Below are 22467 nucleotides of genomic sequence, written 5' to 3'. Positions count from 1 at the left end.
TCCAGCCCCGGTGCAGCCTCTGGGCGCGGCCCCGGTGCAGCCTCCGGGCGCAGCCCCGGTGTGGCCCTGGCGTGGCCCGGTGCTGCCCCGGCGTGGACCGGTCAGTAGGGGTTGCCGTGGCCGGCGGGGCGGGCCCGGAGCAGGGCGGCGAGGCGGCCGGGCAGGTCGGGCGCGGCGGACATCGGCGGGCTGTCGGTGTGTGCGCGCTGCGCCATGCCGGCGAAGAGTTCCTCCAGCGCGGCGACCGAGTCGACGCGCGGCTGCCAGCCCAACTCCGTCTCGGCCCGCGCGCTGGACATCAGCGGCGCGTTCAGCGCCAGCGCGACCCAGCCGGCGTCGACCGGTTGCAGCCGGGCCCGCCAGGTCAGCGCGGCGGCGGCACGCAGCATCGGGGCGGGCACCGGCACCGTCCAGCCGTGGAAGTGCCGGGCCACCAGCTCCGGGGTCAGCACCGGGTCCGCGGCGAGGTTGAAGGCGCCGCGGGCGTCGCTCAGGATCGCCCGCGCGTACGCGTCGGCCACGTCGTCGGCGTGCACCGCCTGCATCCGCAGCCGCCGGTTGGTCGGCACCAACGGCAGCCGGCCGAAACGCAGCAGCCGCACCGGCACCAGCGGCCCGAGGAAGTACCGGCTGATCTCGGTGCCGGCCTCCCGCTGGAAGATCAACCCTGGGCGCATCCGCACCAGCCGCAGCGCGGGGTGGCTCCGCTCGGCCCCGTCGAGCATCTCCTCCACCTCCGCCTTGTGCCGGCTGTACGACGACTCGGCCACCCCGGTCGCCGGCCACCGCTCGCTGATCGGCAGATCCTTCGGACCGGGCGCGTACGTGCCGACCGACGAGGCGTACACCAGGGCCGACACCCCGGCGCGCAGCACCGCGTCGACCACCGCCTGGCTGCCGCCCACGTTGGTGCGGCGCAGCACATGCTGGTCGTGGCTGGGCTGGATCTGCCAGGCCAGGTGCACCACAGCGGCGGCACCGGCGAAGATCTGGACAAGCTCGTCCACCGCGCCGGGCAGACCGATGTCGCACGAGTGCCACCGCACCCCGTCGTACGGCTCACCGGCACCCTCAGGGGGCAGCCGCCGGGCCACCCCGACGATCTGCACGTCCCGCTCCCGCCGCAACCGGCGCAGCAGCGCGGTGCCGACGTTCCCGCTCGCCCCCACCACCACGATCCGCATGCCCGATCCGTACCCGTTCAGCCGCCCATCACGCATGCTGTCTACCCGGCGCTACCGGGCGCTACTGGCGCTACCCGCGTTACCGGCCTCCGCTGGTGCTACCGGCGTTACCGGGCTCTACTGGTGCTACTGGGCGAGCAGGGCGCCGATCAGGCAGGCGAAGGCGGCGACCGAACTGACCGTCCGGACCAGGTTCCAGCGCACCCAGGGTGCCTCGAACCACTGCCGTACCGCCGCCGGGTCGGTGATCCCGTCGACCGGCCCGGCGGCGTCCAACCGATTGTTGAGCGGCACATTGCACCGCCCCGTCACGCCGAGCGTGACCAGATGGCAGACCAGCGCGGCGACAAGCCAGCCGAACACCGCGCCGCGGGTGCCAAACTGCCCAACGACGGCCACCACCACGAGCAGCGGCCCGCCGAGAAACACCGACAGGAACCAACCGTTGATGATCTTCCGGTTGATCGACCGCATGGCACCGAGCAGGGTCCGACCGTCCGTCGCGGCCAGACCCGGCATCACCGAGCAGGCGTACGCGAAGAACAGCCCCGCCACCAGCCCGGTGGCCAGGGTCGCCCCGGCCAGGACGGCGACGCGGATCGGCTCCGACATGCGGGGACCTCCAGGGTGGTGTCGGCTCAGCCGATCCTGCCAGCCGACGTCCACCCCCTCGACCCCGTACGCCGCCCGGGTGCCGCCGGTTGCGCAGGCATCGACGGTGGGCCTGCCGCCGGTGTCCGGTAACCTGAGCGCGCGGGCCGCTAGCTCAATGGCAGAGCTGTGGACTTTTAATTCACAGGAGCTCACCATCGCTGTCAACCGCGATGGCCGTTGAGCAGCCAAAACACTGACGCCAGCTATCCACTATGGATCTGGGGTGCTCGGTGGGTGCTCGTCAGTTTCAAGGGCCGGCCACGTCTCGAAGACCCATGCAGAACCGCGCACACGCACCGAGTTAGCACATTCGTTCTAAGTTTGCGGTATCGTCCTGGGATGACCGCTCCTGATGTGCCGCCCGGTCCGGTGTCGTTGACTGACCGGCAGCGGCAGATCCTCGCCGTGATCCGTGCCTGGGTGCAGCGGCATGGCTACCCGCCGACGGTGCGGGAGATCGGCGCGGCCGTCGGACTGGGGTCCCCCTCGTCGGTGGCACATCACCTGAAGGCCCTCGCGCATCACGGCCTGATCCGGCGGGCTCCTGGCGGGCCGCGCGCGGTCGACGCCCGCCCTCTGGTCGACGACGATGACCCGTCGGTGAAGTCAGAAGCCCAGCGCGGGACGCGGGTGCCTCTGTTGGGAGCCATCGCCGCTGGCACGCCCATCCTTGCCGAGGAGCACGTCGAGGAGATGCTTGCCCTGCCCGCCGAGTTGGTCGGCCGGGGCACGCTGTTCGCGCTGCGGGTACGAGGCGACTCCATGATCGAAGCGGCCATCACCGACGGCGACTTCATCGTGGTCCGTCAACAGGCGGTCGCCGACAACGGCGACCTCGTCGCCGCCATGATCGACGGGGAAGCCACCGTCAAGCAGTACCGAACCCGCGACGGCGGCATCGACCTTGTGCCCCGCAACCCGCGCTACCCAGTACTGCCCGGCGATCACGCGACGATCCTCGGCAAGGTCGTCTGCATCCTGCACCGCCCGTGATCCCGACGACCACCGCTGTTCTCCTGCCGACCGGATGACGGAGGCACGAGTCTGCGGTTGATACTCAGCTAGGTCCGGACGCCACATCGTGATCTCGGCGTCGAGGTCGCCGCTGCGGATGTCGTTCAGGGCGGCCATGTGACCGACCTCGGTGGCGCAAGCACCTACCGGTGGGAGACAGTCGCCCCGCGTTCCCCTGGGCGCAGGAGCAGCCGTTGCGTAGCCTCGACGCGACGATGTGGTCACCGCCCGGTTCACAGCCCCACATCGAGATCCCCGCAACCGGCAAGCTCCACGCGCTGGCGGACGCCTACCTCGCCCAGACTCAGACGTGGTGGGCCGAGCAGGATGACAGCCGACCGTTCGAGGCGGTGTTCCGCCCCATCGCCACCGAGTTTCGCCACCTGACCGCGGCCTGGCGGACCTGTGACCTCCGTGAGTCAGACACCGACAAGGTCACCATGGGCTTGGGCCACCAGGCACGGCCACGGCTCTCGCGGGCAAACCAGGCATCTCCACTGCCAGCGCAGCTCGTCCCAGTGCGGCCTGTGGAATGCCGGCGGCAGCGCACGCCGCGCAGGTTCCTCCAGCGACGCGATCTTCACGATGTCGTGAACGGTGTAGCCGTCGGGTGGGGGCGGGCGGCCGGCGGCGCAATGCGGACAGCGCCGCGTCGGCTCACACCGAGTGGCCGGAACGAGCGGCCGAACTGGCCCCCCGTCCGGCGCTACCGCGGCGGTCGTTGGGATGGGAATGCGTCCTGCCAAGGCCATGAGGGCATCGTTGTAGTCGGCACCCGTCGCCTCGCAGAAGGCCCGAACCTTGGCCAGCTCCGGAGTCTTTTGCCAGCCGCCGCCGAGCCACCGGAAAACGGTGGAGCCGCCGATGTGGCCGCGGACCACGTCCCGAATGGCTTTCCCCTGGTCGGCGGCGGCGGCATCGACTGCGGCGCGGACGAATGCTGCGAATCTGGCCTGCGCGGTCTCCTGCCTCATGGGCGGCGGTCCAAGGGCGTCTGCGCTCACGTCCGGTCCCCCCTTGGCCTGCGGTGAGAAACAGTCACGCTACGGATCCCGCTGACGCCGCGGTAGGCACGCACGGCGCGGGATACCTGCTCGCGGGCGAGGCAGGGTCGCCCGATCGGTCGGCGCAGCCGGATCGCCGATAGTGGCTGACTCGATGCCAACAGCGCCGCTGTAGCCGTCGACGCCGACCGAGCCAACCTCGGCGCGGATCGCCCAGATCCATCTTTGATCGCCGGCACCGTCGGTCGACGGTACCGCGAGCCTGCGAACACCGAGGGCGTGCGCCTAGGGAAGTCCGCCGTCGGTGGCTGCCGAGGCCGTCCGGCAAGAGGGCACCGGACGCGCTGAGGGTCGGCAAGCGGCATGGTCTTCGCCGGGCGCCCGCGACACGCCCATGAGCCGCTCGATCGGACCACCGGTGAGGGAACTCGCCAGTGCTCAGCAGGTGCGGCCCACGGCTGGCCCTGACCTCGCTCGACGGCCACTGCGCGTTATTGATCACGGCTGGTCCGGCGTCCCCTCCGTCATGATGGACCCCGTGCGGCGGCCCCCGCGATAACCGGCCTGCCTGTCTAACCTGATGGGCGTGCTGGTCGACGCCTGCCGGGCTGGCGACACCGCCGGTCTGCGGCCCATGAACACGGCGTTCCTGGTGAGGAAGGCGGCCGTCGGGCGTTCAAGGGCAGACGCTCCGGGGAGGCCGCGATCAGCCAGCTCGGAAGCGCCAGAAGTGATGTTCGGTCGTCGCACCTCGTACGTGGCCGAGCTGGTGTCGCCTACCGCGCCGCCAGCCGTCGTACGCTTCGTCTCCAAGCGACGGTGGGTCGACGGTTCGCCGCCGGCAGCCTCGCCCGGTGGAAAGCCGGATGGCGAAAGGACGTTGCTGTGACGAACCGGTCTGACGACACCCTGCCGCAGGATCAGGCTGCGGCGTGGTCCGCGGCGCGGCTGCGACAACCTGTCTTCACCGTTGCCGAGGCGCAGATCCTCACCGGGCGTCCCGCCGTCGGCGATGACACTGTTCTGGCGGTGTCGGCTGTCGACGCGGGCCTCGTCACGGCCGCGCAGGTGGACGCCTACCAGCGGGCGCTGCACCAGGGGCTGCTCTACCGGCCATTGCCGATCTCGGCCAGCGAGGTGCTGCGCGTTCAGCAGACGGCCGGTCAGGCCACCGGTCTGCCCTGGGGCCTCCACACCCCGATCGGACCGCGCTGGCGAATCACGATCGACGCTGCGGCGGTGACGGTCGACGCCGAGCAGCCCGCTGGCGCCCCGCCTCTGCCGCCGGTCACCGTATGGCCGCCCGGGCCGCACACGGATCAGCTCCTCACGCACGCGGCGGCCGTGCACGAGTGGTGGCCGTGCCTACGCTGGGCCGACACCCTCACCGGCGCCGCCCGCGCCCTGGGCCGCGCCACCGAACCGGACCTGGCCACCCTGACCGAGCCGGATCAACTCGCCGTGATCGTGCTGGTCGCCGCGGCCATCCGCCGCGCGGTCCGCCGGATCTGGCTGGCCCGCCCCTCCACCATGACCAGTGACGCCGTCGAGTCCGGCGTTGTCGAGCTGATACCGATCCGCGACCAGCTCACCGGGCCGGCCGTCGCCGCCACCTTGGCTGTCGGTCCGCCCGCCGGGCTCGGCGACGCCGCCTGGATCCGATTGACCGGCGCCGACCCGACCCATCAGGACCGGCTTGTCACGCTGGCGCGGGCCGTCATCGAGGACTGGATCGACCGGGCGGCGCAGGATCTGGCCGACATGATCGTCTCCGGGCATCGGGTCGACATCGACACCCACTTCCTGGCCTCGGCGCCGGCCTGGGCCACCCGCAGACCCGCCCACGGTGTCTTCCTCACCACGCCTCCGACGCCGCGCGGTAGTACGACGGACGGTCCCCACGGCGCGGAAGCCATGCGACAGGCGCCCGGGGCAGGATGAGTCCGGCGTTCAGGCCCCGCTCCTCGGGGCATCCCCGGCGTGGTGCTGGCGTCACCGGCCACGTGTTGCTGCTGAAGCAGGGCAGTCGGGTGTCGACGCCGGGCGGGCCACCCGCGTCGGCGATCGGCGGGACTTATGCGGGGTCGCCGGGCGGGTCTTGATCGGTGGCGAGTATGCCCCCTGGAACGGTGTACCGCGGTGCGAGGTCGCGCAGCCGGACGATCGCGGCAGCGATGACCCGGTCGAGGTCAGCGTCCGTAGCGTCGTGCACCTCGCGCAGGATCCGCCGTACCGGGGTGCTGGTGTGCAGGGTGTAGCGCTGGCGGATCCGCGCGCGGCGTGGGGGGTCGTCTCGGTCGGACGGCCACTCCGAGGTGATCCGCGCGTAGATGTAGAGGTCTTGAGCTGCGCAGTAGGCTGCCTGGCTGACGGCTCGGGGATCATCGTCGTCGGCCAGCAGGATCCGGCCCTCGGCAAGGGGATAGTCGCTCGTGGCGTCGGTGGCGACCTCGAACCAGGTTTCCGGCCACGCATGCTGCGGGTGGCTGGCCGGTGGCCACGTCATGCCCGACACCGCCCGCACCTCCCCGGAGAAGACGGCACCGTCGGCGTCGTGGTCCGGCAGACACCGCACCCGATCACCCAGGCGGAGCCCGCCGGCGTCGATAAGCCGGCGCCGGTCCACCGCGGCACGCGCCCGCCCGGCTGCCCTGACCCAACCCAACTGCGGCCAGGCCAACGCCGGGAGGTCGCCGCGCGAGGCGCCGCGGATGGCGGCGGCGACGTCGGCGAGCCGGTCCACGACCGTGGTCGGCCCGATCATCAGCTCCAGCCACCGCGCAAGATCGAGATCCGGGTCAGCGAGCCGCCGCGCCACCGCCGCCAGCTCGACCTCACTCACCCCGTCCTGCCGACTCAACCCGACCATGACCAGGGCGATCAGGTCCGGATCGGCCGCCTGCCCGACCGGCGCCTGTGCGTTGTGGGCCTCGGCCAGGCTCCGCGCTCGGGCCGACGCCGACTCCCACAGGCCGGCCACCTCGATCAGGGCGGCGGCCGGCCGGGCCGGGGCACGGCGCTGGCGGAGGCGGTCCCGCACCAGGTCTCGGTCCTCATCGTCGACGGTTCCGGCCGCGACCATGCCACCGGCGCGCTGCGGCAGCGAGAAGCCTCGTCCTGAATCCGACGACAGACAGTCGATCGCGGGACAGGCCACCTCCAGCACCAGCCGGTCCTGCGCCGCCACCGCTGCCAGCCACGACGCGGGCAGCCCGTCGAAGGTGCACAACACCCGTCGCGGTGGCCGGCCCGGCGGCAGCACCCACATCCACCGCGACGGCGGCATCCACACCGTCATCGACGCACCAGACACCTGCGCGTACCAGCCGTCCAGCAGTCGCAGGTCGCCGACCGCGTCCGGAACCAGGTCCCGGTCGTCGAGCGGCATCGCCCCACGCACCTGCATCTCCTCGACCACCACACCGACCAGCCGCTCCTGCCCGATACCCAATGGGCCGCTGAAGTCGACGTCGACCTGGCAGATGGGCGGTGCGGGCGCCCACCGCAACATCGGCACCCCGGTCACCGTGATCGACGCCGTCCACGACCGCTGTACCTGATCGGTCAACGGCCTCGTTTCGGCCACGTCCGGCCCCTGCGACGGCCGCGCCCACGCCGGCACCTGCGACCACGGCAGCAGCGGCCCCGTGCGGCATGCCTCATGGACCCGGGCCAGCCACCACCGCACCACGGACATCTTAGGCCGCCGGAACCCTTCCATCGTCGACTCGCCGCTGTACCCACCCGCCATCGCCGTCCGGTGATACAGCACCGTCTCCGTGACATCCTCCCGGTCGCTGTCACCAACCTCGCCGCACAGCGGACACCGATAGCACGGATCCTGCCCCAGCGACCACGCGATCTCGTCCTCCCGATGCGGCCCCAGAAACGCCACAATCTGCTCATCGACGCGCGTCACCACTAGCCCGGCACCTGTCCATCCGTCGTCGCGCTCTGCTCCTGCCACGCCCCGGATCGGCAGGCCCGCCGCTACCGTTCGGGCGCACCGGGCCACCACGATCCCGACCACCGGCCGCAGTGCCGCTGGCCGGGAAACACCGCGTCGAGCACATCCGCCACGGTCTACCCGACACGCCGGTCCATCCCGCCCAACCGGCCGCGCACCAGGGCGTCATCCATCGCGTCAGCCTACCTAGCCCGCACCACACATCGAGAGTTGTTCCCCCTCCGAGGACCGCCACGCGCATGAGCCCATGGAAGCTCGCCCGACACCCAGCCGACCCGATCGCCGCGGAACATCAGGTCCGCACCGCCCCTGGCCCGTCCTGCCGGCCGGTGCCACCCCACCGCCGTTCACGCCCACTACCCGGGCAGGGCTGGAGTCGGGGACAATCGCGGTCATGCGGTGGCGCGAACTTCTTTCTCCGGGTCGATCCGATTCTCCAGACGCGGATCCTCCAGAGGCGGTCAAGTCATGGCTGCGGTGGGCCGGCCGCCCGGGCGGTGACGTGGCGTGGGATCACGGCGGCGGTGGCGTGACCGTGTGGGCTGAGACCGGACCGCAGGTCGAGGTGCGGCTCATCGATGCCTGGCAGGAGCTGCTGCGCCGCTACCCGATGCTGCCCACCGAAGACGACGCGGGGCGGGCCGTGGGACAGCTGACCAACATCGCGGCGGCGGTCGACACCCTCGTCGACCAATCCGGCAGCCACCTCGACTCGGCCGGCCCGGCTGGTCGGCGACTGAAATCCGACATGACAGACCTGGTACGCCAGTGCCGTGCGGCGGCCGACCGCTGCCGTGACGCCGACATCCGTGGCGAGGCCGACTCACACCACGACATCGTGCGGTCGGTACGCGAGGACCTCACGGCGGTGCTTCAGCGCTGCCGCCGCCGACAGGGCATCCGTTGACGCGCTACATAGAGTCGCCGACGGAGTACACCGGCGACGACACGGCGATCTTCCTCGCCGGCGGAATCTCCGGATGTCCCGACTGGCAGGCAGACGCGGTCACCCTGCTGCGGGACACACCGTGCACGGTGCTCAATCCCCGACGCGCGCGCTACCCGATGGACGATGCCGCCGCCGCCGCGCAGCAGGTCGCGTGGGAGCACCGGCACCTGCACCGCGCCTCCGTGATCCTGTTCTGGTTCCCCGCATCGCCCACCAGCGACCAGCCGATCGCTCTCTACGAGCTGGGCGTGCATGCCGCCACCGCGCGGGTGCCGGTCGCCGTCGGCGCCGACCCCGCCTACCGCCGACACCGCGACCTGATCCTCCAGATGAGCGTCGCACGACCCGATATCACCGTGCACACCACCCTCGCCGACACGGTCGCCGCAGCGCGCACCTGGCTCCCGCCGACGCGCTGACAACTGTCGCGGGTATGCGCTGCCCGACGTTCCGGGACAGTTGCTAGCCCAGCCCTGTCGCCGCCGTGGTGGAGTCCGCTGAGGCACCTCGTGGCGGAGCTTCCCCTTGCGAAGGCGTTCACCGTACGCCAGCCAGGAAAGCCGCGGCGCCGCCGATGTGTGTACACACCGCAGACGAGCAAACATTGAGCCATTGATGCCGGCCTGCGATGTGCCCGGCAGTCGATGAATCAGCGTGGTCCGGTTCGCCGGCCAGCACCGCGGTCCCCGCGCCCAGTGACCGAAACGGACGGAGATGCCGCCGGCATCTGCCAGCCGACCGGCAACGGCGAACCGTCACCAGTGGCTCGTTGTGGGCGGACGCGCAGCGCCGCCGGCCTCGTGCCGCCGACCCCATTGACATACCTCCCGAATGGCGAAACGTCCGGTCACTGCGCGTGCTGGTTCTCCGTCACGAATGCGGGCAACTCCGTCGCTACCAAAACGATTGGCACCCATGTATCCGGCACCATGTCCCAGGAGTTGAGGCAGCCCAGACTGCGGTAGGACTTCGGGTGTACGTAGACGCCGAGTCCGCGCTCGGTCCAAAAAACGATGGCACCTGGGTTCGGATTGAGATTGTCGATCAGCGCGAACTTCGGTGCCGTGTCACCGTTGGCCCAGAGTCGTCCGACTTCGTCATAGGCCACAGGCGCCGCAGGGTCCCCCTCACTCAGATGCACCTTGCCCCAGCTGTGCCGTGTGGTGGGGATGTCCCGGATGCGGGGTGGACACGGCCACCCGGGGAGGTCGGAGATCCGGGCCTGGGGTGGTGTGGTCATCAGCGTGCTCCCCCAGCAATGATCGTTAAGTGTCGGTCTGCAACCGACAGCCTACGGTGGACAGCCCGCAGCCCTAGGCATCACGGGACAGGGATCTTCTCGCTCCGCCGGCGTGAACGCCTCAGCACGGCACCGGCCTCGACCGTCACTGGTGGCGGCGCGAGGACCACCGTGCTCAGCGCACCAGCGGTACCAGCAACGATAAGCCAGGCGATCAACCCAACCGGTCAGCCCATCCACTCCGCACACCGCTACCCGAGGAACACGCCCAGCATCCGCCGGCACTAGGTGACCGAGACGTTGCTCATCGTCGCCTACCCAGATCGGTGGTGCAACGCCCAACCCTCACACGACAACCGGTAGCTACCCGACCGGCAAACACGCATGTCGGCCAGCGAACCGAACAAGGCTGGCATCTGACCAGCGGACCCGTCGCGCCGACCGCCACACCCACGGCCAGGGCCGGCGCCCGTGACCGGCCCGCCGAGCATCTACCACGACGCCACGACATGCCGCGTGTCGGCGGCGGTTCGTCAGGTCGCCGACCGCTCTGCCGCCTCCAGGTACTCGGCCGGGACCCGCACGGGCCGGTAGCCGAGCTCAGCACCAAAGTTGATCATATAGGCGTCCGGCGGTCCGGCTACGACCGCCGTGCCGGGTGGGTCGACCTGCCAGGCCGCGCCTTCCACGACCCCGACTCGGCCGCCGTGCTCTCCGCCGGAGACCGTCACCCGCGTACCGCGGTGCAGGCCGCCGCGCTCGTTGAGCATGGCCTGCTCCACCGCGGCGCCCGCCCAGAGCAGACACACGTCCACCGCCGGATCCCGTAGGCCACGGCCTATGCCTCGGGTCAGTCCGTCCCAGCGCTTGCCCGGCGGCGCGTCCGGGTCCCACGGTCGCCGCAGCCATGCCCACTGCGCTGACACCGGGTTCGCGGCGTCGCCGAGCTGCGCGGCGAGCACGGTGGTGACGAGGGTGACGAATCGATCTTCATCCAGCAGCGGCACGATCAGCTGGCCGAGCGGCACCGCCGCCACCGGCACCTCGTCCCGGCACGCCACCGCGTGCAGGGCCACCGCGATGATCCCCCGCGTGGCGACCCAGTCCCACGAGGCCGCCGTACCCCAGGGCACGGAAAGCCGCGCCAGATCGCCACCGAGGACCAGCGCGTCGGACCAGGAGCCGGCACCGGCGTGGTCGGCTTTAGCTGCGGCTGCTGCGGGCGCGTCGGCCGCCTGCGGATCAGGGCCACCGCCACTGCGCGATTCCGGCTCCACCTCACGCTCTCCTAACTCCGCGCGCGCGGCGGTAGTGCATCGCCACCGCGCCGTTGCGCAGCGGGTCCGCCGAGAGCAACTCGAGCCGGCGCGTGCCGGGTAGCCCGCCCTGGTACAGCGTCGGGCCGTGGCCGGCGATCCTGGGGTGGACGAGCAGTTTGTACTCGTCGATCAGGTCCAGCCGGTCGAGCTCGGTCGCGAGCTTGCCGCTTCCGAGCAGGACCCCGGCCGGCGTCACGTCCTTGAGCTTCTGCACGCCCTCGCGCAGATCACCGGCGATGTGGTGGCTGTTGGTCCACCCGAAGTCCGTGCGCGTCGACGACACCACATACTTCGGTTTGGCCCCCAGCTTGACCGCCCACTCGCGCAGGGCCGGCGGCGCCTCCACGTCACCGCGGGCGACGATCGGCCAGTAGCCCTCCATCATCTCGTAGGTGACGCGACCCCACAGCATTGCCCCGCCCTCGTCCATGAGACGGGTGAAGAAGGCGTGCGTCTCGTCGTCGGCGATCCCCTCCCGGTGGTCGACACAACCGTCCAGGGTGAGATTGAGGCTGATGGTGAGCAGACCCATGGCCGGCGAGTCTAACGCCGGGGTGGCCTACCTGCGGGCGAAGGAGTCCCGGCGGGCGGTGGCGGCGTCGCCGCTCGGCAAGCCGGCCCGTCCGGCGGGTGGGCTGCGGTGGCAGCGTCAGTCCGGCTAGTCGTCGATGACGTCGATGTCGTGCTGCTCGGCGTATCGCATCACGTCGGGCTGCGCCTGCCGGTCCCAGTAGCGTCGCCGCACGTTCCCATCGGCGGTGAGCTGGAGCGCTTCCGGGCGGCCGAACTCCTGGACCAGGCCGGTGGCGAGGTGGTACGTGGCGGCCAGCAGATCCCGACCGTCGGTGGCCAGTTCGTCGATGTCAGCGACGGTGTCGGCGACCGGCGGCTGCCACACAGGGTAAGTACCCAGGTTGTCGACGCCGCCGAGGCGGGAGTGCACGAGACGGGCCGGCCGGTCCGGCCCTACCGGGAAGATGGTGGCCCGCACGGTGGCGAGGCCGCCTGCCGCCGCGCGGTCCCGGGCGTGCACCGCGAGGAACCTCAGCGCTGCGGCGACGGTGGCGACGAGGATCTCGTCGTTGATGAGGCTCGGTGGCGGTGGCCCGTCGTGGCCGGGTCGAGGCTGTCGGGGGTCGAAGCAGGAAGCGATGCTGGCACTGCCGTTCTCGTGCAGTTCGCAGGCAAGATCCAGGTACCGCCCGTGTGTGTCGGACTCGCCGTAGCCCATCAGCCGGCGGTGGCGAACCCCGGCCCGTCGGAAGCGCGCGACTGGGATGTCCAGTCCCAGGATGGGACGGCCGGCGATGTCATCGTCGAAGGCCTTGAGTGTGGCCGTGTCGATGCGGAAGGCCCCGGGCAGGTCGGGTACGAGGGTGGCCACGAGCCAGGATTGCCGGTTGTCGAGGCGGGTGGTGAAGTCCTGCTCGATGCGGGCAGCTTCGGTGATGCGGTCGGCGAGGCCGGCGAATCGGGCGCGGTACGCCTCGGCCACCAGTGCTTCGGTAAGCCACACGGTCTGGGTGCCGATGCGTTTGGGGTAGAGCAGCGAGTTGTTCTGGATGTAGGCGTGGGGCGCCGTCGCTGTCCGGGCGACCGAGATGATGAGGAAGCCGGTACCCGGCCGGTCGGGGTTCTCGACCGGGATGATGTCGAACGTCGGCGTCGGGTGGATGTTGGCGACGACGCTCTGGTGAAGCCGGAGGCGTTCGGCGTCGCTGATGTCGACACCGTCGGCCTTCGCGGCGCGTCCCTGGCTGTCCTCGTCCATGCCGAGGATGAGCACGCCGCCGTTGGCGTTGGCCAGGCCACCGACATCGCCGCACAGCGCTTTGCGGTCCCTGTCCCGGCCGCCGTACGTGTCGCGCTTGATGTCCAGGTCGGGGCCTTCGGCGGTGGCCGGGATGAGGCCCGTGACCTGCCCGTAGGTCAGGGACTCGTCAATCGGTCCACCGAGGAGCTGTTCCAGTCGGCGGTTCCGCACGCTCGGCATGGGCTGATCGTGGACCGCCGCGTCGTGGTCGGGCAAATCGCAAGGTCCGTGGCACTTCCGACTGGACGATCACCGCGACGATGGGGTGGCGTGACGGCACCCGACTGGCCAGTTGTCGCCGGCGCAGGCCACTCGTACGGTCGAGGAATCGGCTGGGCAGAGTGGCTTCCCCCGTGGTCACCCTGCCCGGCCGATTCCTCGTGGCGCCGGGTCGTCATAGTCACCGGCCGTGGGTGTTGCGCGGGTGAGCGCGCCCGACCAGGCCGGATGATCTTGCGGGAGCCGGCCGAGCGCAACCCGTGCGCGGACCTACCCCGCCGGCGGTTGCTCGCGCGGCGGGTTGCGGAAGAGGCTGGCACGAAGTTCGGCGGCCTTGCGGGCGATGGGGCCGTAGTGCCGGTGGAAATACTCCAACTCGACGAAGTTCGGCTCGCGCGCTCCGACGATCTCGCCGTCTTCGATGACAGGCATCGACAGCTCCCCGCATTGCGCACACATGAATATCGCGTTGTCGCCTGGTGGCTTGCTCGCGTCGGCGCCTGGTCGAACGGACGCGCCGACCGAATTCTCTGTCCCGCAGACCGTGCACACGATCGGCGTGAACGGGTGCCTTTGCGGTCGTGGGGTCATCGTCATCCTTAGGGTCGCTGCGACCGATCCTAGACGCGTATCAGCACTGATCGCCGGGCGAGGAGCCCGGGTTCCGCGACGGCGGCCCGCGCCGCGGTGGCCGATCCGCACCTCGGCCCGGCGGCGGGTCAGGCGCGCTCCTGGTGGAGTGGTAGCGCTCGGCCTAGGGCGGCGGTGGCGCCGGGTGTGAACCCGTCCCGGAGAACGGGTGCGCTCTGCCGGTGATCGTCGAACAGACCACCGTTGCTGGTCGGCCACAACGACGCATCCGTGATCGCGATGCCCAGGTAGGCAACCCCCATGCCGGCGTCCCACGTGGGGTCGACCGCGGTGCCGTCGGTGGCGGCACACCAGGCGTGCGGCACACTCAACGGCTGCCCCCGTACGGTGAAGGACGCGATGCCTTCGGCGTAGAGCAGGCCATGGCTTCGGCGCGCAGCTGTCGCGGCGTTGATGAAGCAGAACCGGTCGCGCATCTTGCCGAGCCCGCGCGGCAGTGGGCCCGGAGTGAACAGGCGACCGGACGCGAGGAGCAAGTGGAAGGACGTCGCGTGACGCCAGCCGTCGGCGATCTGGTTGCTGGCGTCGATCAGATCGGCGTAACCGCGGACGTAGTCGAGCAGCATGTGCTCAGCATCGGTGATCATGGGTTCTCGCCGATGGACGGTCACCCTGCGATTCTGCGGCAATCGACACAGCCGGCCAAGCCCGGACCGGCGGGGCACCAGATATGTCGGGGTCGCCGGCCGCGATCTCGAACCCGACGACGTTGACCTCGTTCGCACCGCGAAACCTCGCCCCAAGCTCAAGGGTCCTGCTTCGGTACACGGTGCTGCGGGGCCCGGTCTCGCCGTGCGACGCCGCGTGCGGCCCGCGCGATGTCGCGCATGACGCCCTCCGCTGCCGACCGCCCCGTCGGGCGAGGCTTGCTCCGCGTGCGGTCAGGTCCGCGCGGTTGATCATGGAAACGTGCCGCCGGGCTGGCGAGCCTGTTCAGGTCCGCGATGAGATGCGGCTTGTCGATGACGTATGGCCGTTGGTGGTCGGCGAGTTCCCGATCGCGCCGGTTCCGTGCCCGGCCGACGGAGCGCGGGATTCCGGTACTCTGACCGGACGGTGCAGCTCGGCCAGCATCGATGTGCCGCTGGCCGAGTGTCAGCAGGCGGCCCGCCCTCGAAGCGTGGCGTGGCAGGCCTCCGGGCGACACACCCGCCACAGGTCGTGCGGTGTTGTCCCGTACCGCAGCGCCTGACGGACCTGGCAGAATGCGCGGTCAGGAGGGCAACGGTGCCGCTGGCTACCCGCGGCGGACACCGACGACCGGCTACCGAGGGAGATGCCGTGGATGCGGACCTCGCCGCGTCGCCGCCGGAGCCGCAGGCACGAGGTCGAGGTGAGTGCGGCGGCGGTCGTGACAGGGCGCGGATGGTGATCGCCGAGCTGGTCATCATGCGGCACGGGGAGAGCCTGGCCAACGTCGCCTACCAGGCGGCAATCGCCGCAGGGCGGGCGGAGACCGGATTGACAGGGCCGGACGCCGAGGTCGACCTGTCGCCGCAGGGCCGCCAGGAGGCGGCCGGGGTCGGCAGCTGGCTCGCCGCGCTGCCGGCCGGCCGGCGCCCGCAGGTGGTGCGGTGCTCGCCGTACCGGCGCGCCTGGCGGACCTGGCAGATCGCCGCCGACGCCAGTGGCGTGTCCCTGCCTGAGGCGGTTATCGATGACCGGTTGACCGACCGCCTCATGGGTGAACTGTCCCTGATGCGGTCGGTAGAGGTTGATCAGCGTTTTCCCGCCGAACGTGATCGGCGGCGCGCGGCAGGCCCGTACCACTACCAGCCACCGGGCGGTGAATCGTACGCGCATATGCATGATCGGATAGCCGCCCTTGTTGCTGATCTGCACGTCCACTACCCAGGGCAACGGGTCTTGGCCGTCGCGCATAACGCCGTCATCCTCCTCGTACGCATGATTGCCGACGGGCTGACCTGGACAGACGTCGCCGAGTTGGCACGCCGTCAACCGCTGGGAAACGCGTCGGTCAGCCGCTTCGAGGCCATCACGAGCGGGCTGCGGACGACCACCTGGAACCAGCCCACCGGCCAACGGCCCGACGCATGACGGCCCAAGCACGCCGCGCCCGCCCCGCGGGCGAGGGCTGCCGCGGCACGCGCGATGCGGCCAACCCGCGCCTACCCTCCCAGGACCTGTTGCGCTGCGCCCCCTGCGCTGCCCGCATAGCCCGGAGAAGCGTCCGGCAGACCCGTGACCTGACCACCGGTGTCACCCGCCCCGAGCCCGGCGCGGCGGATCCCCGCGTCCTACGGGTCTGCCTCACCGGCGCCGTCGAGGCGGTGCACGCCGGCACGGTCGGCTGCGCCCCGCGGATCCCGCGCGTGGCGCACGACATCACCGCCCGATCTGGTCGGCAGGAACCCACCGAAGGGCAGGCAGCGACGTGATGGTGCGACGACACGCGAAAGCGCTACGCCGTCAGGCGGTATGGCAGCTGTTCCTCGACGTCCACTTCGGCCTGCGGCGCATCCTTGTCGACGGAGAATTCGCCACCAACGAAGCTGCAACGGAGATCGAAACACTACGCGACCGGCTGCACCACTGCGCCCCGCACCTGCAGGACACGGCACCGCACGTCATCACGCAGATCGCCACAGCGATCGGCCTCATCGAACACACCCGCCGCCACGCACGACAGGCCGCCCAACGCGCCGCCATCGACACCGTCGGGCGCCTCGGACTGCTGCCCGCCGACCTGCCGCACCTGACCAGCCACCTCGTCCTCACCGCCACCGACATCGACACCCACTCTCGTGGCGTGCACGGCGCCGCTGCCCGCATCATCGACACCGCCACCCGCACCGCAGGGCACCATCCCGAGCAGCACCGCCTCGACAGCGCCGTCCTGCACGTCGAGCAGTGCCTGCGCGCCATCGACACGGTCAACGCACCGCTCAGGGCCCAGGCGCTGGCCCTGCTCGACACCGCTCTGAAAGAACTCACCCGGATCGGCGGCCTGCCGGTCGACCACCACGCGCTGCCGCCGCCGACAGCGTCGCACCACACCCGGCCTCGATGACCGCCGCAGCCCTCCGGCCGGGCGTCGTACCCCGCCGTCGCCCGGCCGCGAGAGGCCAAGTGCCGGCCGAGGCATCCGATGCCCGCGTGGGCCCGCCGCGACGCGGACTCAGTCGGACCGGTTCCTCACGGTCAGCCGAAGGTAGGTGCGATCATCGAAGCTGTAGCTGTCCGCGAGCCCTTTCGTTCCCGGGTTCGGGCCGATGCGTAGGGGGTCGGCCCGCAGCGAAGCGGCGAGTTCGGACTCAGCGGCGGCCCAGGTGGGCGCGGGGGTGAGGTAGCCGTCGGAGGCGAGCACCACCTCCCGCACGCCCGGTGGTACCGGGATGACCTCCACGTAGCGGGCCGGCACCGCGCGGCCGTCGAGGACACCGTGGCCGAGCGGGTGCTCATCGTCGCGGTTGGCGAGCACGCCCTGCGCGCGCAGCAGGGGCATGACCATGGCGCGGCCCGGGTCCGTAGCGGCCAGGTCCGCCGCGCTCGCCCCAGCGGCCAGCAGGCAGTGCAGCAGCGCGGCCCGCGCCGAGGCCACCACGCGGTCGATTGTCTTGTCGGCGGGGTACACCTGCCAGTCACCGGCCCCGCGGCGCAGGGCCACGTGCACATCGCCCACCCGCCAAATCTCGCCGCGGCGCGGCACGACAACGGCGGCGACAGCGCTCGGCGCGAGCGCATCGTCCGGGTCGATCGCCCAGCGCCGTCGAAGCGCGGCCAGTCGGTCGGTCACCATAGCTACCGCGTCCGTCGGGCTGAGGTCCACGGCGTGCTCGGCGAGGGCGTCCGCGACGCACTGTGCCGCGATAGCGCCGCCGGTGCGTCCACCGTAGTCGCGCCCGCTCTTGTCCGTCGCCCCGTCGATCACCGCGCCCAACCGCAGCCCCGACCCCTCGCGGCGCAGCACGAGACGATCTTCGCCCCGCCCCGACCCCTTCGGGATCTGCTGCTGCTCGGCGACTGTCCACACCAGCATGCACTCACGCCCTCGGCGACACCGTTGCACGACATGTTCGGCACGCCACCGTACCGCCCCCGGACCTATCGCCGTAGTCGGCCAGTACCTGCCGTGCCACTGCCACAGGGCCCGACGGCGTACCTCGCCTGCCACCATCGCACCCCGTGCCGCTCGTCTATCTCGATGACCAGAACAGTCACCATCCCGGTCGGTCGGCACGCGGCCGGCGCACCTGCGGTATCGGCCCGAACGCGGCAGCCAGCCTGGACCGGCAAATCCGAGAGCACCGAGAACTCGGGCCTGAGGCCCGGCGCACGTCCGTGGCACGCCGCAGGCTGGCCTCGACGGCTATCGGACAATGCGCGGCGGCCGAGGCGTCGGGCAGTTGACAATGTTCCGACGACGACTACCGCCGAGTCCTCATAGGAGGGTAGGTGCAACGGTTCATCACCGGTGCTCGGACGTGGGCGACGGGCACCCGGAAGCTGCAGGTCTACATCGTTCCCGACCTGACCCGTGATACCGCGTTGCACGACCTGGTCACCCGGACCCGGTCGGTGGTGCGGCCGGATTTCAGTCACTGCCTTGCCGAGGTACCCGACGAGTGGCTGCACGCGACCGTCCGGGCGGTCGCCGGGATCCCGTCCGCCGACATCAGCACCGCGCAGCGGGCCGCGTTCACGAGCGCGCTGACCGACCGGCTCGCCGCGGTGCCGGCGTTCACCAGCACCGCCGGCCCGCCCATGGCGACCATGACCTCGGTGCTCATCGACGTCGACGGCGATCACCGTGGCGGTCCGTGGAAGGCCTTGGACTCCGCGGTCAAGGCGGCCATCGCCGACGTGTTCGGCGGCGCCGCCTCGGCGATGGATCCGAGCCCTGCACACGTGACGATCGGTTACGGAGTAGCGGACGAGGATTCGGGGCGGATCCAGTCGGCGCTGCGCAAGCAGGTCCGACCGGCCCGCGCCAGGCTGAGCGTCGACGAGGTGCACGTCGTGGACGTGGAACAGGACGCCACCGCAAGCACCTACCGGTGGGAGACGGTCGCCCGCATCCCCCTGGGCGCAGGAGCAGCCGTTGCGTAGCTTCGATGAGACGATGTGGTCACCGCCCGGTTCACGGCCTCACATCGAGATCCCCGCATCCGGGCAGGTCCACGCGCTGGCAGAAGTCTACCTCGCGCAGACTCGGACGTGGTGGGCCGAGCAGGATGACAGCCGACCGTTCGAGGCGGTGTTCCGCCCCGTCGCTCCCGAGTTCAGGCATTTGACCGTGGCCTGGCTCGACCAGCTCACTGCCGACATCACAGCCGAGCACCTCGACGACCTACACACCGCGCTTGGCGCCCGGCTGCGGCACATCGCACCCTTCGACGTCACCGTCGGCCCGGCGATCATGGGCCTGTACGCCCTGGAGCTGTACGTCGCGCCCCACCCTCAGGCCGACGCGGTGGCCGCCGCGGCCCGGGCAGCGATCCGCGAGGTCTTCGGCGCGCAGGCCGCACCCGAACCCCCACCGGCCCGGCCGTGGCGCCCACACATCACCGCCTGCTACGGCCGCCAGCGTGCTGACACCGACGCGCTGGCGTCGCGGATCGCGTACACCTTCGCCCCCGACACCGAGCACCTCATCACCCCGGCCACCATGCCGGTCGACGCCGTGCTGCTCGTCGACCAGAACACGTGGGGCCCCACCGGACTGGCCTGGGACACCGACACCGCCCGCCGCATCCCCCTCGGGCACCCCCAACCGGGCTGACATCGACCCCGCCCGGCGACCGCCACCGCACGCACGCGGCCCGTCCGACCAGGATCCACGTCAGCGCTTCGACGGTGTCATGTGGGCCGCGCAGGGCGTGGTGTGGCGAATCCTTCGCCAGCGACCCGATCCGCCGCCGGGGTGAGCAACCGGCGAGCGGGCTGGTCGGGGCGCGACGCCCCGCGTCGATCGACCCGGCGTCGGCCCCCTACCGACGCTTCCTGCGGTTCCTGCCCTACCGCAGCGCGCGTTCCGCGCTACAACGCGCGTCGAACTGGTCCGACACTGAACCCCGCAACCCGGCTGCGGCTCCGCGACGCACACCAGCGGCGCCGCCGACACCAACCCGGCGCGACAGCCATCCCCCGCGCACCGCGAGCCAGCGGGGTCGACGGCGCGGCAACCGAGGCACAGGAACGAACAACCCCGGGGCTCACGCTGATCTTGTGACCGACACCGGCGGTGCCGACCATCGCCCACCAGCCGAACCGCACGCCGAGGTCACCACCCCGCCGGAACACCACAGGGGCGGTGATGTCATCGGCCCGCAGGCCCACCGTCGGCTACTCGCGGCGGCGCAGGATGCCCGCGAGCCGGGGCAGCTCGGGTAGGTGAACCGTGACTGCCGGCGGGGACCAGGGGCGGCGCAGCGCGAGCAGGCTGAGCGTGATCCACCAGAGGGCGGCGATACCCGCGGCGGTGGTCCGGGCCGGGCCTGGGGTCGCGGCCCAGACCATGGCCACGGTGGCGGTGCCGAAGAGGATCCAGCCGAGCCGAGCGGCGACGGCGCGGGCGAGGAACGCGAGCGTGAACAGAGCGATTCCGGCGGCGCACCAGGTCCACCACAGGGTCTCGGAGGTGACGGGCAGGCCGGCGGCGTGGGTGGTGAGGTAGTCGCGTAGCCAGTCGGCGCCGTCGCCGAGCATCGAGGTGACGAGGGTGGCCAGCCAGCGGATCAGGGGAAGGATGAGTCCGACCAGCAGGAGCGCGACCAGGAGCACCCCGACGATGCCGGCCGACGGCACGAGCCATGCGGGTGGCCAGTCGGCGCTGTCACGGGTGCGATGGACGCGCTGCCACCGGTCCGCGGCCCATTCGTTGAGCATGGCGGGCCAGCTGGCGTCCGTGTCCTCGATCGGCGACGGCGGGTCCGGGGTGGTGGCGCTCATGGCTGGTCGTCCTCGGTGTCGGCCGGGTCGACGTCGTCGACGGCGATGATGACCTGCTCGCCGCGGCGGGCGGCCTCCAGTTGGGCGCGGGTGAGTACGGTGCGGTCGGGCAGTTTGCGGGAGAACAGGGCTTCCAGGCCCGGCGGAGCACCGACGGCGTCGGCCGGTGCTTGTGTGTTGATGTCGTCGAGCAGCGCGTCGACGAGTAGCGCGAGTGAGCCGGGTCCGGATCCGTTGTAGCCCCAGCTGATGCCGTAGTAGGAGTCGCCCGGAGCGGGGTAGATCTTGTCGTCGGCGGTGCGCACCCAGACCGGGCCGTCGAGGATCAGCTCGGCCAACGGCGCGGTCGCCGGTAGCCGTTGGGGCATGGCGGCGGTGTAGTCGCCGACACCGTTGTGCCAGACCGGAGCGTCGGTGTAGGGGTCGACCAGCGCGGTACCGGGCTCGTCCGGTCGGGCGAGGACTTCGAACGCGGCCGTGCGGGCAGTGGGGACCAGTCGCCGCGTCCACGCATACGCCCAAACACTGTCGTTCTCCTCGATGCTCTGAGGGTTGCTGTAGGGCAGGTCGGAACCGGCGTCCCAGTTGGTCACCTCACGCACGCAGCGGCGGGCGAGGTCGTCGGTGCGGGCCAGCAGGTCGAGCCAGCCGGCGCGGCGATGGGTCGGGTCGACCGCGTCGAGGTCGCCGTCCGGCACCGGCATCGGTCGAGCGGCGATCCGCAGCACCCCGTCCGGGAGATCGGCGCCCTCGACCATGCTCACCAGTGTCTCGGCGGAGCTGGCGGCCTGAGCGTGCGCCAGACGCGCGAGGTGGACCAGCACCCGCGCGGCCGGGTGGGTCTGCGGGTAGGTCGACGCCATCATGAGCAACGCGGCGGTGTCCAACGCGGGAACCGCCATCGCGGTGACCGTGTCGGTGGACGGCGTCCAGTCCCGCAGCAGCCGCGCGTCCCGCAGGGTCACCGGCCACCACGGCAGCGGGTGGCCCACCACGGCCGCCACCTCGATCCAGGTCGGGGTGTAGGCCCGCGCCGACAGCCCGGGCAGCAGACCCTTGAGTTCCGGGCCGTGCCGCAGCGAGAAGCCACCCGACACGACGAGCACCGCGCCGTCACCACCCGGGGTGAGTTGCTCGACCCACTGCCGATGCGGCGCCCGCGCCGCGGTCGGCAACGGCCATACCAGATGCACCGGACCCCACCGCGTTCGCCAGCGCAACGCCACCGCCCCGGGCAACTGCACCGCCGCCTCGTAGACGGTATGCAACGGCATGGACGGCCACGCGGTCACCGGCACCCGCCCCGACCAGTCACCGTCACGTCGACGCAACACCCACTGGTAGACGTCGTCCTCGGACCACCACCGCTGGCCGTCGTCGAGGCCGGTCTCGGTCAGCTGCCCGGTCTTGACCCACCACCACACCATCAGCCGGGGCACACCCAGCAGCTGCCCCACCGCACCCATCCCGAGCCGCCTGCGCTTGTCCGCGTCCTCCACGTCCCGCAATCCTCCGTCACCAACAGATAGCCCAGCGTCACT

Annotated in this window: 23 protein-coding genes; 10 read left to right on the top strand and 13 right to left on the bottom strand. The window is 71.2% G+C overall.

Annotated features, from left to right (window positions below; all coding sequences use genetic code 11):
- Positions 1-101: 101 nt before the first annotated feature.
- Both O7615_RS15260 and O7615_RS15255 read right to left on the bottom strand, forming a co-directional pair.
- A complete protein-coding gene (locus tag O7615_RS15260; RefSeq protein ID WP_278182107.1) occupies positions 102-1184 on the bottom strand; it encodes an NAD-dependent epimerase/dehydratase family protein in 1083 nt (360 codons plus the stop codon).
- A 126-nt stretch (positions 1185-1310) separates the two neighbouring features.
- Positions 1311-1796: an anthrone oxygenase family protein gene (locus tag O7615_RS15255; RefSeq protein ID WP_278178263.1), complete on the bottom strand. Its 486-nt coding sequence runs from the start codon at positions 1794-1796 to the stop codon at positions 1311-1313.
- A gap of 381 nt (positions 1797-2177) precedes the next feature.
- On the opposite strand from O7615_RS15255, the gene lexA reads away from it, so the two are divergent.
- On the top strand, positions 2178-2831 hold the full coding sequence (gene lexA / locus O7615_RS15250; protein WP_278178261.1) for a transcriptional repressor LexA: 654 nt from the start codon (positions 2178-2180) through the stop codon (positions 2829-2831).
- 440 nt (positions 2832-3271) lie between these two features.
- Here the strand turns inward: lexA and O7615_RS15245 are convergent, their stop codons facing one another.
- The gene (locus tag O7615_RS15245) at positions 3272-3826 is read right to left on the bottom strand and encodes a hypothetical protein (RefSeq protein WP_278178260.1); all 555 of its coding nucleotides are present in this window, start codon (positions 3824-3826) and stop codon (positions 3272-3274) included.
- Between the two features lie 915 nt (positions 3827-4741).
- Between O7615_RS15245 and O7615_RS15240 the strand changes: the two genes are divergently transcribed.
- Positions 4742-5797: a hypothetical protein gene (locus O7615_RS15240; protein ID WP_278178258.1), complete on the top strand. Its 1056-nt coding sequence runs from the start codon at positions 4742-4744 to the stop codon at positions 5795-5797.
- Between the two features lie 133 nt (positions 5798-5930).
- Here the strand turns inward: O7615_RS15240 and O7615_RS15235 are convergent, their stop codons facing one another.
- Positions 5931-7424, bottom strand: a complete 1494-nt coding sequence (locus O7615_RS15235; RefSeq protein WP_278178257.1) for a hypothetical protein — start codon at positions 7422-7424, stop codon at positions 5931-5933.
- A 928-nt stretch (positions 7425-8352) separates the two neighbouring features.
- Between O7615_RS15235 and O7615_RS15230 the strand changes: the two genes are divergently transcribed.
- Both O7615_RS15230 and O7615_RS15225 read left to right on the top strand, forming a co-directional pair.
- Entirely contained in the window at positions 8353-8730 is a 378-nt protein-coding gene (locus tag O7615_RS15230; RefSeq protein WP_278178256.1) for a hypothetical protein, read from the top strand.
- On the top strand, positions 8727-9191 hold the full coding sequence (locus O7615_RS15225) for a nucleoside 2-deoxyribosyltransferase domain-containing protein (protein WP_278178254.1): 465 nt from the start codon (positions 8727-8729) through the stop codon (positions 9189-9191). The genes O7615_RS15230 and O7615_RS15225 overlap by 4 nt, the downstream gene beginning before the upstream one ends.
- Positions 9192-9619: 428 nt before the next feature.
- On the opposite strand, the gene O7615_RS15220 is transcribed toward O7615_RS15225, so the two are convergent.
- The 3 genes from O7615_RS15220 to O7615_RS15210 form a co-directional block, all read right to left on the bottom strand.
- On the bottom strand, positions 9620-9880 hold the full coding sequence (locus O7615_RS15220) for a hypothetical protein (RefSeq protein ID WP_278178253.1): 261 nt from the start codon (positions 9878-9880) through the stop codon (positions 9620-9622).
- A gap of 665 nt (positions 9881-10545) precedes the next feature.
- Complete coding sequence (locus tag O7615_RS15215) at positions 10546-11289, bottom strand: hypothetical protein (RefSeq protein ID WP_278178252.1); 744 nt, start codon at positions 11287-11289, stop codon at positions 10546-10548.
- A 1-nt stretch (position 11290) separates the two neighbouring features.
- Positions 11291-11863, bottom strand: a complete 573-nt coding sequence (locus O7615_RS15210; protein ID WP_278178250.1) for a dihydrofolate reductase family protein — start codon at positions 11861-11863, stop codon at positions 11291-11293.
- Here O7615_RS15210 and O7615_RS15205 point away from each other — a divergent pair.
- On the top strand, positions 11862-11993 hold the full coding sequence (locus O7615_RS15205) for a hypothetical protein (RefSeq protein ID WP_278178248.1): 132 nt from the start codon (positions 11862-11864) through the stop codon (positions 11991-11993). The genes O7615_RS15210 and O7615_RS15205 overlap by 2 nt on opposite strands.
- On the opposite strand, the gene O7615_RS15200 is transcribed toward O7615_RS15205, so the two are convergent.
- From O7615_RS15200 to O7615_RS15190, 3 genes are all read right to left on the bottom strand, one after another.
- Positions 11990-13324 carry an ATP-binding protein gene (locus O7615_RS15200; RefSeq protein WP_278178246.1) on the bottom strand — a complete coding sequence of 445 codons (1335 nt, stop codon included), beginning with the start codon at positions 13322-13324 and terminating at the stop codon, positions 11990-11992. The genes O7615_RS15205 and O7615_RS15200 overlap by 4 nt on opposite strands.
- A 309-nt stretch (positions 13325-13633) precedes the next feature.
- Entirely contained in the window at positions 13634-13795 is a 162-nt protein-coding gene (locus tag O7615_RS15195; protein ID WP_278178245.1) for a hypothetical protein, read from the bottom strand.
- A 287-nt stretch (positions 13796-14082) separates the two neighbouring features.
- Positions 14083-14601, bottom strand: coding sequence for a hypothetical protein (locus O7615_RS15190; RefSeq protein WP_278178244.1), 519 nt, complete (start codon positions 14599-14601; stop codon positions 14083-14085).
- A 694-nt stretch (positions 14602-15295) separates the two neighbouring features.
- Here O7615_RS15190 and O7615_RS15185 point away from each other — a divergent pair.
- Genes O7615_RS15185 through O7615_RS15175 form a run of 3 tightly spaced genes read left to right on the top strand, consistent with a single transcriptional unit; the run spans position 15296 to position 17045 of the window.
- Positions 15296-16072 carry a histidine phosphatase family protein gene (locus tag O7615_RS15185; protein ID WP_278178243.1) on the top strand — a complete coding sequence of 259 codons (777 nt, stop codon included), beginning with the start codon at positions 15296-15298 and terminating at the stop codon, positions 16070-16072.
- Positions 16069-16413: a hypothetical protein gene (locus O7615_RS15180; RefSeq protein ID WP_278178242.1), complete on the top strand. Its 345-nt coding sequence runs from the start codon at positions 16069-16071 to the stop codon at positions 16411-16413. The genes O7615_RS15185 and O7615_RS15180 overlap by 4 nt, the downstream gene beginning before the upstream one ends.
- Positions 16413-17045, top strand: coding sequence for a hypothetical protein (locus O7615_RS15175; protein WP_278178240.1), 633 nt, complete (start codon positions 16413-16415; stop codon positions 17043-17045). The genes O7615_RS15180 and O7615_RS15175 overlap by 1 nt, the downstream gene beginning before the upstream one ends.
- Positions 17046-17153: 108 nt before the next feature.
- On the opposite strand, the gene O7615_RS15170 is transcribed toward O7615_RS15175, so the two are convergent.
- A complete protein-coding gene (locus tag O7615_RS15170; protein WP_278178238.1) occupies positions 17154-18014 on the bottom strand; it encodes a protein phosphatase 2C domain-containing protein in 861 nt (286 codons plus the stop codon).
- A 416-nt stretch (positions 18015-18430) separates the two neighbouring features.
- On the opposite strand from O7615_RS15170, the gene O7615_RS15165 reads away from it, so the two are divergent.
- Both O7615_RS15165 and O7615_RS15160 read left to right on the top strand, forming a co-directional pair.
- The gene (locus O7615_RS15165; RefSeq protein ID WP_278178237.1) at positions 18431-19084 is read left to right on the top strand and encodes a 2'-5' RNA ligase family protein; all 654 of its coding nucleotides are present in this window, start codon (positions 18431-18433) and stop codon (positions 19082-19084) included.
- A complete protein-coding gene (locus tag O7615_RS15160; protein ID WP_278178235.1) occupies positions 19077-19757 on the top strand; it encodes a 2'-5' RNA ligase family protein in 681 nt (226 codons plus the stop codon). Before O7615_RS15165 ends, O7615_RS15160 begins: the two co-directional genes overlap by 8 nt.
- A 563-nt stretch (positions 19758-20320) precedes the next feature.
- Here the strand turns inward: O7615_RS15160 and O7615_RS15155 are convergent.
- A complete protein-coding gene (locus O7615_RS15155; protein ID WP_278178233.1) occupies positions 20321-20926 on the bottom strand; it encodes a hypothetical protein in 606 nt (201 codons plus the stop codon).
- Entirely contained in the window at positions 20923-22425 is a 1503-nt protein-coding gene (locus O7615_RS15150; RefSeq protein WP_278178232.1) for a hypothetical protein, read from the bottom strand. Before O7615_RS15150 ends, O7615_RS15155 begins: the two co-directional genes overlap by 4 nt.
- Positions 22426-22467: the final 42 nt, after the last annotated feature.

It is taken from the genome of Micromonospora sp. WMMD1082, assembly GCF_029626175.1.
Lineage (GTDB): Bacteria > Actinomycetota > Actinomycetes > Mycobacteriales > Micromonosporaceae > Micromonospora.
The sequence above is the reverse complement of the archived record's forward strand: the minus strand, read 5'-3'. Positions and strand labels throughout refer to the sequence as shown.

Coding starts and splice junctions, on each gene's coding strand:
- O7615_RS15205 (WP_278178248.1), top strand. CDS start 11,862: ATGGCCGGCGAGTCTAACGCCGGGGTGGCCTACCTGCGGGCGAAGGAG.
- O7615_RS15175 (WP_278178240.1), top strand. CDS start 16,413: ATGGTGCGACGACACGCGAAAGCGCTACGCCGTCAGGCGGTATGGCAG.
- O7615_RS15195 (WP_278178245.1), bottom strand. CDS start 13,795: ATGCCTGTCATCGAAGACGGCGAGATCGTCGGAGCGCGCGAGCCGAAC.
- O7615_RS15260 (WP_278182107.1), bottom strand. CDS start 1,184: ATGCGGATCGTGGTGGTGGGGGCGAGCGGGAACGTCGGCACCGCGCTG.
- O7615_RS15155 (WP_278178233.1), bottom strand. CDS start 20,926: ATGAGCGCCACCACCCCGGACCCGCCGTCGCCGATCGAGGACACGGAC.
- lexA (WP_278178261.1), top strand. CDS start 2,178: ATGACCGCTCCTGATGTGCCGCCCGGTCCGGTGTCGTTGACTGACCGG.
- O7615_RS15210 (WP_278178250.1), bottom strand. CDS start 11,863: ATGGGTCTGCTCACCATCAGCCTCAATCTCACCCTGGACGGTTGTGTC.
- O7615_RS15200 (WP_278178246.1), bottom strand. CDS start 13,324: ATGCCGAGCGTGCGGAACCGCCGACTGGAACAGCTCCTCGGTGGACCG.
- O7615_RS15190 (WP_278178244.1), bottom strand. CDS start 14,601: ATGATCACCGATGCTGAGCACATGCTGCTCGACTACGTCCGCGGTTAC.
- O7615_RS15245 (WP_278178260.1), bottom strand. CDS start 3,826: ATGAGGCAGGAGACCGCGCAGGCCAGATTCGCAGCATTCGTCCGCGCC.
- O7615_RS15170 (WP_278178238.1), bottom strand. CDS start 18,014: ATGCTGGTGTGGACAGTCGCCGAGCAGCAGCAGATCCCGAAGGGGTCG.
- O7615_RS15180 (WP_278178242.1), top strand. CDS start 16,069: ATGACGGCCCAAGCACGCCGCGCCCGCCCCGCGGGCGAGGGCTGCCGC.
- O7615_RS15255 (WP_278178263.1), bottom strand. CDS start 1,796: ATGTCGGAGCCGATCCGCGTCGCCGTCCTGGCCGGGGCGACCCTGGCC.